Source organism: Streptococcus sp. 714, from assembly GCF_013277115.1.
Classification (GTDB): Bacteria; Bacillota; Bacilli; order Lactobacillales; family Streptococcaceae; genus Streptococcus.
Genome location: NZ_VMMH01000010.1, coordinates 62,409 through 73,470, shown reverse-complemented (window position 1 = coordinate 73,470; position 11,062 = coordinate 62,409). Strand labels below are relative to the sequence as shown.

The following is an 11,062-nucleotide window of genomic DNA, read 5'->3' as shown; positions in this document are numbered from 1 at the left end:
ATTCTTTTGAAAGTCTTCAACAAATTCACTGATGTGTTCACTTGTAAATCAAGAAATTTTCAAACAGATTATGAAAACCAATCATTTTATTTACAAGGATATCATAAAGTTCGTTATTTTTCTAATAAAAGTAGTATTTTTAGGTAAAAAAACAAATCAGAAAACGAATTTCCTGATTTGTTTTTCAAATATTTATAAAAGAAATACCAAAAAAATAAACTAACATTTATAGCACTTTAAAAATGCTAACACTGACACCACCAACTTTGTTTTCCTCATCAGAAGGACTATTGGTCACCAAGAGTTCTAAATTTTCTGCATTTTCAAACTGGAACGCATCTCCTTTTGCATTAAAGACGATCAATAGGTGTTCTTCCCCGTGGATTTCATAGACAATCCAACCACTGTGCTCGTGAGCTGAATGAACAAAAACATGATGGTAAATCTCATCATAAGTAGGGTAAGAAAAAGCACTGGTTTCTGTCTTCAATCGAATAATTTGACGGATAAATTCAATACTACCTTGACGCTCATTGATCAAGTCCCAGTTCACTTGGTTCACACTGTCAGGAGCATTATAGCTATTCATAGCACGCTCTCTATCATCATGAGTCAACTCACCATTCTCACCTGTCGCAACCAGTTTAGTACGACCAAATTCTTGACCGATTTCCATAAAAGCCATCCCCTGCATAAGTAGATTCATGGCTGTGGCAGTTTCGACTTTACGCATGATTTGCTCTGAACTTTGGTCTGGATGAAGGGTTGCCAACAAATCGTGAAGATTGTAATTGTCATGGGCTTCTACATAGTTAAGCACTTGATTTGGATGTGTATAGGTTCCTAATTCACGACTACCAAGGATTGCTTTGGCAAGAATGGGCTCTGTCGCAGCACCACTGACAAAACCTGACTTAATAGTACCGTAAACTTCTCCACCTTTGACAGCATCGCGCTGATCGTCATTAAAGAAACCAATATTTGGCATTTCGTAGGCGTTGTCTTTCTTAGCCTTATCATAAGGGGCAAGACCTGTTCCCATATCCCATCCTTCTCCATAGAGGATAATGTTAGGGTCAATTTCATCCAAACTCTGACGAATCATCTGCATGGTCTTGACATCATGAATCCCCATCAAGTCAAAACGGAAACCGTCAATATTATATTCCTGCACCCAGTATAGAAGAGAATCAATCATATACTTGCGGAACATTTCGTGTTCGCTGGCCGTTTCGTTTCCAACACCCGTTCCATTCTGGAAGGTACCATCTGGATTCATACGATAATAATAATCAGGGACCGTTGTTTGGAAAGGTGCATCAACAACTGAGAATGTATGGTTATAGACCACATCCATAATAACACCAATACCCGCATCATGGTAAGCTTGAACCATGGTCTTCAAATCACGAATAACCTGAGCTGGATCATCTGGGTTTGTTGAAAGGCTGGTTTCTGGTGCGTTATAGTTTTGTGGGTCATAACCCCAGTTGTAGGTGACATTCCCATATGCATCATACTCTTTATGACGGTCTGCAATTGGTTGCAATTGAACATAATTGTAGCCTATCTTCTTGATGTAATCAAAAGCAGTTGCTTGGCCGTACTGGTTAACCGTCCCTGTCTGAGCCGCACCTAAGAAAGTTCCTTGAAGATGTTCATCCACACCTGAGGTCGGTGATTTTGTCAAATCACGAATATGCATTTCACAGATGACTGCCTTACATGGATTTGTCAAACGCCAAGTAGCCTCCGAACCGTGCTTGACCTCGAAGTTTTCAACTTGCTTTTCTTCATGACTCAGAATAGCTGAACGTTTGCCATCAGGGCTGGTCGCGATTGTATAAGGATCACGTGTCAGTGTTTGGTGATGAGGGAATTGGACTTGATACTGATAAGTCTTACCAGTCAAATCTTCTTCAACATCCAAACTCCAGACACCAATAGTATTGTCCTTATGATTATAAGAGTAACTATTGCCTCTCTCCATCTCAAAAGTCTTCCAAACAGGTGCATCATTAGTAGCTGATTCATAAACAACAACCTGCACTTCTGTCGCTGTTGGAGCCCAGAGGGCGAAATGAGCCTGATTGTCCTCTACACGGCAACCCAATTCCCCTTGGTATCCCCAGTGCTGGTCGAAACTAGCACTATTGATAGCCTTGTCAAAGGCAAAAGGATTTTGATTCTTATAGAAAGGACTGGCGATAGCAGGATTTTCAGAATAATAAATTCTATCATCCCCTTCCAAAATCCAGACCTCTGTTAAAAGAGGATAGTAATTAAAACGGATAGCATACTCTTTACTGGTTTGACCCGTGTGAACTACAAAATTCAAACTTTCTAAGGCATAAGAACTTGGATGTTCAAAGTTAAATAAGGCACCAAAATAATCTTCTTTGTAGGTCAGTAAATCAATTCGTTGATCCTGACTTTTTACAAAAGAGCAGGTATCGTATTCACCATTCTTGCGATGGTAATGAATGCGCATAGGGTAGTTATACATTGTTTTTATTTTTCCTTTTTACTTCTTGATTTGTTTCTATTTCACTAATAAATTCTTGACCGATTTTGTCCCGATTAACAAACTAGTTTACTGTCTAAACTCTGGTTTTAAACTATCATTACAGACTTTCTAACCAAGCTTCATCTCGAACTTCAATTCCAAGTTCCTGTGCTTTTTGCAGTTTACTTCCAGCATCTGCACCAGCAACGACAAGGTCGGTCTTTTTAGAAACACTGCCTGTTACTTTAGCTCCCAAGCTCTCGAGTTTACTTTTAGCTTCTGAACGCTTGAGTCGTTCCAATTTTCCAGTCAATACCACGGTCAAACCTGACAAGGCTGCATCCGCTACTACAGTTTTACCTTTATAGTCCAGATTGACCCCAGCTTCTTTCAATTCTTTAAGCAGAATTTCAGAGCCCTCTGTCGCAAAATAAGTCTGAAGACTCTTGGCAATCACACCACCCAGACTTTCAATACTAGCTACTTCGTCTGGATCTGCCTGAGCCAGATTTTCAATCGAGTGAAAATGTTGAAGTAAAAGCTGACTGGCCTTACTGCCGACATGACGAATGCCTAAACCAAACAAGAGCTTCTCGGCAGAATTTTCCTTAGATGCTTGGATTGCCTGATACAGTTTAGCAGTGGACTTTTCCTTAACACCTTCTAAAAGTAGGAAATCCTCTTCTTGTAATCGGTAAATATCCGCCACATCCTTAACCAGATTAGCAGCAAATAGTTTCTCAACGATAGATGGACCAAGTCCTGTAATATTCATGGCATCTCGAGAGGCAAAGTGGATCAAGCCTTCCATGATTTGGGCAGGGCAACGTGGATTGATACAACGGAGAGCCACTTCATCTTCAAAGTGCAACAAGTCAGAATCACAACTTGGGCAGTTTGTAGGGATATCTAGTTTCTCTTCAGAAATCCGTTTGGACTCTACGACACGCAAAACGGCAGGGATGATATCTCCAGCCTTATAAACGATAACCGTATCATCTTTGCGGATATCTTTTTCAGCAATATAATCTACATTGTGCAAAGTCGCACGGCTAACAGTTGTCCCAGCAAGCTGAACGGGAGTCAGATTGGCAGTTGGAGTCACAACACCCGTTCGGCCAACTGTCCAGTCAACTGACAGGAGCTGAGCTTCTTTTTCCTCAGCAGGAAACTTGTAGGCTACAGCCCACTTTGGAGCCTTAACGGTAAAGCCAAGTTCTTCTTGACCTGCTAGGTCATTTACCTTGATCACCACCCCATCGATATCATAAGGCAGGTTTTCCCGTTCCTGTCCTACTTCTTGGATAAAATTCCAGATTTCATCTATGGTTTCAGCCAAGATTCGCTTAGGATTAACCACAAAACCTAGTTGTTCAAGGTGCTTCAACACTTTTTCTTGGCTGTCACGAGTTGAAGGACTGGCTTCTTGATATAAGAAAGTCGCAAGATTACGCTTGGCTACTACTGCTGTATCCAGCTGACGTAGTGTTCCTGCTGCCGCATTACGAGGATTGGCAAATTCAGGCTCTCCATTTTCTTGGCGAGTTTGATTAACCTGGTCAAAAGAAGCGCGTGGCATATAACATTCCCCACGAACCGTGATATCTAGTTCTTCTGGTAAAGTCAATGGAATGTCCTTAACACGCTTAAGATTTTCTGTGATATTCTCCCCAATAGAACCATCTCCACGTGTTGCCCCAGCAACCAAAATCCCCTTTTCATAAGTTAGTGAGATAGATAAGCCATCGATTTTCAGCTCACAAATATATGTTGGATGAGCTAGTTCCTTACGAACACGCGCATCAAAAGCATCAAGCTCCTCACGTGAAAAAGCATCCTGCAAACTATAAAGAGGATACTGATGACTGTATTTTTCAAAACCATCTAAAACCTTGCCACCAACACGATGGGTCGGACTATCTGCTAATACTTGATGTGGATAGGCAGTTTCTAACTCAACCAACTCACGGTAAAGGCGGTCATACTCACTGTCTGAAACCGATGGTTTATCGCTGGTATAGTACTCAGTCGCATAGCGATTGAGCAAGGCGACTAACTCATTCATTCTTTTATTCATAAGACCATTTTACCATAAACTAAGCCCTCCTCACAAACGAGAAGGGCGGAAAAAAACACTTAGATTGGAATTATTTTTAAAACTCAAACAGACTTATAGTTCTTTTTTAAAATGAGTTCGAACATAGCCTAGAGCTAATAAGGATAAGATGACAACTCCTAGTCCTATAATCAAGAAAGAATAAAAATGGACACTTGGAAGCCAGGTCATTAAACCTGTTGCTATAGGCATAAATAGTATAGCTAGGGTATAAATCGAGCTAAGTACTCTACCCAGATATTCACTTTCAACCTTGGTTTGTACTTGAGTAAAAAAGTGAATATTGAAAATTGTCATAAACAGTTCACAAATGAAATTTCCTGAAAAAGCAAGATAGGAGGGGAGGGTGAAACCCATTATCATCACTCCAAGCCCAGTCAGAGACAACAAAAACAGAAGCATTTCCATACTGGCTTTAATCTTACTAGCGAACAAGGCCCCAACAATAGATCCGATAGCTCCCATTGTTAAAATAGTGGCATAGGCACCTTGAACTCCATAAAGCTGATTTGAAAAAGGAAGAAGATAATTAAAGGCTGCAAAGAAAAAATTGACACTTGAAGCCATGACCAATAAAAAGAAGATTTCCTTTTGCTTCACAATATAGTGAATCCCCTCCTTGATATCAGAAAAAATAACTCTGAATGTGAGTTTCTTTTCACCTAAAGTCTTCTCTTCTTTCTTTGGAAGCAAGGCTACCAAAGAAAAAGCGAGAAAAAAACTAAGGGCATCTAATACCAAGGTAATGCGAAGACTTGCGAATTGTAAAACCAGAAAAGAGAGTACAGGGGAACTCACACTGACAACCTGCATCACCAATTCCAAACGAGAATTATAGAGGACCAGTTCATCCTTCTCTACCAATTCTGTGATAATAGCTTTATTGGCAGGCCGAGAAAAAGCAAAAGCAATAGCCTGCACAATATTAGCAAAGATCAAAGCTCCAATCATCCAGTTATCATTTCTGATAAAAGAAATGACCAGACAGAGAATTCCACAAATAAGATCTGTCGTCATTAAAATCTTACGACGAGAAAATCGGTCTGAAATGACTCCGCCAAAGGGATTGACGAGAATGGATGTGACGAGCTCAGAAATCTGATACATTCCTAAAACTGTCTGTCCAATAGTCCCCATGGAAGCCAACCAGACACTATTTCCATAATCATAGAGCATATTCCCTATCTTGTTAACAGCTCCACGACTAATCAACTGTAGTGCATAGCGATTCATATAAAAACTCCTCTCAAATTTTGAAACTATTGTATCAAAACCGAAAGGAGCTTTTGATTTTTTCCCTTATTTGGGAAAATTAATCTTTGACAAATTTTTCGTAGTGTTCCTGATAGTAGGCTACTTGCTCTGGAAGACCTAGTAGGTCAAAAATACACATGGCCTCTTTCATCTGCTTACAGCCTTCTTTACACTGTCCTTTTTGGTACAAGGAAAAGCCTTTTAGATAATGGAAAATATTACGCTCATAAAGCTTAATACCTTTACCAATAATCTTCTCTGTATAAATCTCAAAATAGCTTGCATTATCAAAAGAAGCATGCTCTAAACAATGCTGGTAACAATTAAGAGCCAAAATCAAGACTAATCTCTTATGGCGACCAATCTCTTGGTAAAATTCCTCCCTCTCCATAACTTCTCTACCAATCCGTGTGACATAGTCCACATCGTAGAAACTATAGAGATTTCCAAAAAGAATCAACTCATACATGGTCCACTCTTCTGTTTTGAAGAGATAATCTGCCACCTTATCCAAATCATCCTGCTTCATATCATAACTAGAATCTCTTTGACAAATCAGACCCTGTAACAAAATCCAGTTCAGCTCAAAATAAAGGGGATTTGTCGAACTCTTAGCCTTTTCAATTTGTTCTCTTTGAAGCTTTTGAAAACCTGCAATATCATTTGAGTAGTAAAGTGGCACAATTTGTCCCATCATGGCAACATGTTCATGATTATGAAAATTCCTTGCCTTATCCATGAAATTTTCAATCGTTACATGAATGTTATCCAAAATCTCAAAGAAACGCGAGACTGCCAGGTCAGACTCCCCAAGCTCAAAGCGAGATAACTGAGAAGTTGAGCAGGACTCTCCTGCGGCCTCCTTTAAAGAATAATTTCCACTTGTCCGAAATTCACGAAATACTTTTCCAAGATGTTCCATCTTTACACCTGCTCTGATAATTCTTCCCATTCAAGCATGGCTTCTTCCTGACGGTGGCTGATTTTGTCCAGCTCAGCCTGCAATTCCATGAGTTTACCTGCATCGTTTGTTTCCAACATTTGTTCAGAAATGTCTTGGCTTTGACTTTCTAACTCTTCGATTTCAGTTTCTAGACTTTCAATTTGTCGCATGAGCTTACGAACTTCTTTTTGACTTTCTTTCTGAGCTTGATAGTCATTGACTGGACTTGCTTCTTTTGCTTGATTACTAGTTGAAGTTTCCTCAGTCTGACTCATTTCTACTTCTGCTTTCTTCTCAACATAGTAGTCGTAATCTCCAAGGTAGAGAGTTGATCCATTCTCAGACAATTCTAGAACATGAGTTGCCACACGATTGATAAAGTAACGGTCGTGGCTGACAAATAGAAGAGTTCCATCGAAGTCAATCAAGGCATTTTCCAACACTTCCTTGCTATCAATATCCAAGTGGTTGGTTGGTTCGTCAAGAATCAGGAAGTTGTTGTTTTCCATAGACAATTTAGCCAAAAGCAAACGAGCTTTCTCGCCACCTGACAGCATGCCGACTGATTTTTTAACATCATCACCAGAGAAAAGGAAGGCACCAAGGCGGTTACGAATTTCAACTTCCGGTGTCAGTTTAAAATCATTCCAGAGTTCATCCAGTACCGTATTACTTGGTGTCAGCTTGCTTTGGGTTTGGTCATAGTAACCCACCTCCACATTAGCGCCAAAGCGCTTTTCTCCCTTGATAAAAGGAATCTGATCCACAATAGATTTGATAAAGGTTGATTTTCCAATGCCATTTGGACCGACGATAGCGACAGCATTCATCTTACGAAGGTCTAAGTTGATAGGCTCTGACAATATTTCCCCATCATAGCCAATAGCCGCATTTTCAACAGTCAGGACAACATTACCAGAGCTTTTTTCCGACTGGAAGGTCATATTGGCTGATTTCTTACCAGCTTCAGGCTTGTCCAAACGCTCCATTTTTTCCAGTTGTTTACGGCGAGATTGGGCACGTTTGGTCGTTGAAGCTCGGACCAGATTGCGATTGACAAAGTCTTCCAGAGTAGCGATCTCCTTCTGCTGCTTTTCATAGTTTTTTGCCTCAGTAGCTAGCTTTTGCTCCTTCAGCTCAACAAAACGAGAGTAATTTCCCACGTAGCGATCCAAGGAATGCTTGGTCAAATCCAGCGTAATTGTTGCAACCTTGTCCAAGAAATAACGGTCGTGGCTGACAATAATAAGGGCACCGCTATAATTTACCAAGTAATTCTCTAGCCAGGCAATGGTTTCAATATCCAAGTGGTTGGTTGGCTCGTCCAAGACCAAGAGATTGGGCTTTTCAAGAAGCATTTTGGCCAGCGCCAGACGAGTATTTTGACCACCAGAAAGCTCGGCAATTTTCATCTGCCACATAGACTCGTCAAATTTGAATCCATTTAAAATCGTTCGAATATCAGCTTCATAGGTAAAGCCGCCTGCTTGACGAAAATTCTCAGATAAGCGATCGTAATCTGACATCAGTTTATCCAAATCCTCACCAGACTTTTCACCCATCTCCAACTCCATCTGACGAAGTTGTTTCTCAGTTTGACGCAGGTCATCAAAGACATGAAGCATCTCATCGTAGATGGTATTTTCAGACTCAAAACGGCTATCTTGGGCTAGGTAAGACAGAGAAATATCTTTTTTCTTATTGATTTCTCCACTAGTTGGCTCCTCTTCTCCAACCAAAATCTTCAAAAGAGTAGACTTACCTGCACCATTTTTCCCAACAAGGGCAATCCGATCTCGTTCATCAACTTGTAGGTTAATATTATCAAAAAGAACCTCTCCAGCAAAAGATCGTTCAATTTTATTAGCTTGTAAAATAATCATACAAGTAGTATAGCATGTTTCTCTAAGGCATTCAAGACTTGATAAACAGGCATATGTTACTACTTTTCTGAAAATTATGCTAAGGTTTTACTAAAATACTAAAAAGTGCTATAATGTGAACGGTTAAAACAATTTACAAAAAGGAGAATTTTAATGTCTTACCAAGAAAATTACCAGAAATGGGTTGATTTTGCGGAGCTTCCTGACTACCTTCGCCAAGATTTGGAAAATATGGACGAAAAAACAAAGGAAGATGCCTTCTATACAAATCTTGAATTTGGTACTGCAGGTATGCGTGGCTTGATTGGTGCTGGTACAAACCGCATCAACATCTACGTTGTTCGCCAAGCTACTGAAGGTTTGGCTCGTTTGATTGAGTCAAAAGGTGGAAACGAAAAAGAACGTGGTGTCGCAATCGCCTACGATAGCCGTCACTTCTCACCAGAGTTTGCCTTTGAATCTGCAGCAGTTCTCGCTAAACACGGCATCAAATCTTACGTATTTGAAAGCCTTCGTCCAACTCCAGAACTATCATTTGCAGTTCGTCACCTCAACTGTTTCGCTGGTATCATGGTCACAGCCAGCCACAACCCTGCACCATTTAACGGTTACAAGGTTTACGGTGAAGACGGTGGACAAATGCCTCCACACGATGCGGACGCTTTGACTACTTATATCCGTGCTATCGAAAACCCATTTGCAGTTGAAGTTGCTGATGTGGAAGCTGAAAAAGCTTCTGGCTTGATTGAAGTTATCGGCGAAGCTGTCGATGTAGAATACCTCAAAGAAGTCAAAGATGTAAACATCAACCCAGCCTTGATTGAAGAATTCGGTAAAGACATGAAAATTGTCTACACACCACTTCATGGTACTGGTGAAATGTTGGCTCGTCGTGCTCTTGCCCAAGCAGGATTTGACTCTGTTCAAGTCGTTGAAGCGCAAGCAACTGCTGACCCAGACTTCTCAACTGTAAAATCTCCAAACCCAGAAAGCCAAGCAGCCTTTGCACTTGCTGAAGAACTTGGTCGTCAAGTTGGTGCAGATGTTCTTGTCGCAACTGACCCTGATGCTGACCGTGTTGGTGTGGAAGTTCTTCAAAAAGATGGTAGCTACCTCAACCTTTCAGGTAACCAAATCGGTGCTATCATGGCTAAATACATCTTGGAAGCCCACAAAAATGCTGGAACTCTTCCTGAAAATGCAGCCCTATGTAAATCTATCGTATCAACTGACTTGGTAACGAAGATTGCTGAGAGCTACGGCGCAACTATGTTCAACGTCTTGACTGGTTTCAAATTCATCGCTGAAAAAATTCAAGAATTCGAAGAAAAACACAACCATACTTACATGATGGGATTTGAAGAAAGCTTCGGTTACTTGATTAAACCATTCGTACGTGATAAAGATGCTATCCAAGCTGTTCTTGTCGTTGCTGAACTTGCTGCCTACTACCGTTCACGTGGTTTGACCCTTGCTGACGGTATCGAAGAAATCTACAAAGAGTACGGCTACTACGCAGAAAAGACTATCTCTGTTACCCTTTCTGGTGTCGATGGTGCTGAACAAATCAAAGCGATTATGGCTAAATTCCGTAACAATGCTCCAAAAGAATGGAACGCAACAGCTATTACGGTCGTAGAAGACTTCAAGGCTCAAACTGCCACTGCTGCTGACGGAACTGTTACAAACTTAACAACTCCTCCAAGTGATGTGTTGAAATACACACTTGCTGACGGTTCATGGATTGCCGTTCGCCCTTCAGGTACAGAACCAAAAATCAAGTTCTACATTGCAGTTGTAGGTGAAACCAACGAAGAATCACAAGCTAAGATTGCTAACATCGAAGCAGAGATCAATGCTTTTGTAAAATAAAATCCTATAAAAGATGAGACAAACCAATCTCATCTTTTTTTCGTATCAAATCTAAGCAATTTTAGAAACTTTATGGCATACTAGACTTATCAATGAAAGCGAGGTAATCTCATGGAACAATTTTTAGATAATATCAAAGACCTTGAAGTCACTACAGTTGCACGTGCGCAAGAAGCTCTTGATAAAAAAGAAACTGCAACTTTCTTCATTGGTCGCAAAACTTGCCCTTACTGCCGTAAATTTGCAGGTACTTTAGCAGGTGTCGTAGCTGAAACCAAAGCTCACATCTACTTCATCAATAGTGAAGAAGCAAGCCAACTCAATGAGTTGCAAGCATTCCGCTCACGCTACGGAATCCCAACTGTACCAGGCTTTGTTCACATTGCGGATGGACAAATCAATGTCCGTTGCGACTCTTCAATGTCAGCACAAGAAATCAAAGAATTTGCAGGATTGTAAAAGACATATAAAAAAGAAGGCACTCGCCT

The 11,062-nt window shown here is 40.5% G+C and carries 7 protein-coding genes; 2 read left to right on the top strand and 5 right to left on the bottom strand.

The window, feature by feature from the left end:
- Positions 1 to 226: 226 nt before the first annotated feature.
- From pulA to HT718_RS04550, 5 genes are all read right to left on the bottom strand, one after another.
- Positions 227 to 2,506 (bottom strand): type I pullulanase, encoded by a 2,280-nt coding sequence (pulA, locus tag HT718_RS04570; RefSeq protein WP_173267601.1) that lies wholly within the window; start codon positions 2,504 to 2,506, stop codon positions 227 to 229.
- A gap of 118 nt (positions 2,507 to 2,624) precedes the next feature.
- Positions 2,625 to 4,583 (bottom strand): NAD-dependent DNA ligase LigA, encoded by a 1,959-nt coding sequence (gene ligA, locus HT718_RS04565; RefSeq protein WP_173267599.1) that lies wholly within the window; start codon positions 4,581 to 4,583, stop codon positions 2,625 to 2,627.
- 93 nt (positions 4,584 to 4,676) lie between these two features.
- Positions 4,677 to 5,855 carry an MFS transporter gene (locus HT718_RS04560; RefSeq protein WP_173267597.1) on the bottom strand — a complete coding sequence of 393 codons (1,179 nt, stop codon included), beginning with the start codon at positions 5,853 to 5,855 and terminating at the stop codon, positions 4,677 to 4,679.
- 79 nt (positions 5,856 to 5,934) lie between these two features.
- Positions 5,935 to 6,798: a MutR family transcriptional regulator gene (locus HT718_RS04555; RefSeq protein WP_173267596.1), complete on the bottom strand. Its 864-nt coding sequence runs from the start codon at positions 6,796 to 6,798 to the stop codon at positions 5,935 to 5,937.
- A 2-nt stretch (positions 6,799 to 6,800) separates the two neighbouring features.
- Positions 6,801 to 8,702, bottom strand: a complete 1,902-nt coding sequence (locus HT718_RS04550) for an ABC-F family ATP-binding cassette domain-containing protein (RefSeq protein ID WP_173267594.1) — start codon at positions 8,700 to 8,702, stop codon at positions 6,801 to 6,803.
- A 153-nt stretch (positions 8,703 to 8,855) separates the two neighbouring features.
- Here HT718_RS04550 and HT718_RS04545 point away from each other — a divergent pair, with 153 nt between their 5' ends.
- A complete protein-coding gene (locus HT718_RS04545) occupies positions 8,856 to 10,574 on the top strand; it encodes a phospho-sugar mutase (protein WP_000121686.1) in 1,719 nt (572 codons plus the stop codon).
- Positions 10,575 to 10,685: 111 nt separating this feature from the next.
- A complete protein-coding gene (locus tag HT718_RS04540) occupies positions 10,686 to 11,033 on the top strand; it encodes a thiol reductase thioredoxin (RefSeq protein ID WP_033685148.1) in 348 nt (115 codons plus the stop codon).
- Positions 11,034 to 11,062 lie beyond the last annotated feature (29 nt).

Coding starts and splice junctions, on each gene's coding strand:
- pulA (WP_173267601.1), bottom strand. CDS start 2,506: ATGTATAACTACCCTATGCGCATTCATTACCATCGCAAGAATGGTGAA.
- ligA (WP_173267599.1), bottom strand. CDS start 4,583: ATGAATAAAAGAATGAATGAGTTAGTCGCCTTGCTCAATCGCTATGCG.
- HT718_RS04560 (WP_173267597.1), bottom strand. CDS start 5,855: ATGAATCGCTATGCACTACAGTTGATTAGTCGTGGAGCTGTTAACAAG.
- HT718_RS04555 (WP_173267596.1), bottom strand. CDS start 6,798: ATGGAACATCTTGGAAAAGTATTTCGTGAATTTCGGACAAGTGGAAAT.
- HT718_RS04550 (WP_173267594.1), bottom strand. CDS start 8,702: ATGATTATTTTACAAGCTAATAAAATTGAACGATCTTTTGCTGGAGAG.
- HT718_RS04545 (WP_000121686.1), top strand. CDS start 8,856: ATGTCTTACCAAGAAAATTACCAGAAATGGGTTGATTTTGCGGAGCTT.
- HT718_RS04540 (WP_033685148.1), top strand. CDS start 10,686: ATGGAACAATTTTTAGATAATATCAAAGACCTTGAAGTCACTACAGTT.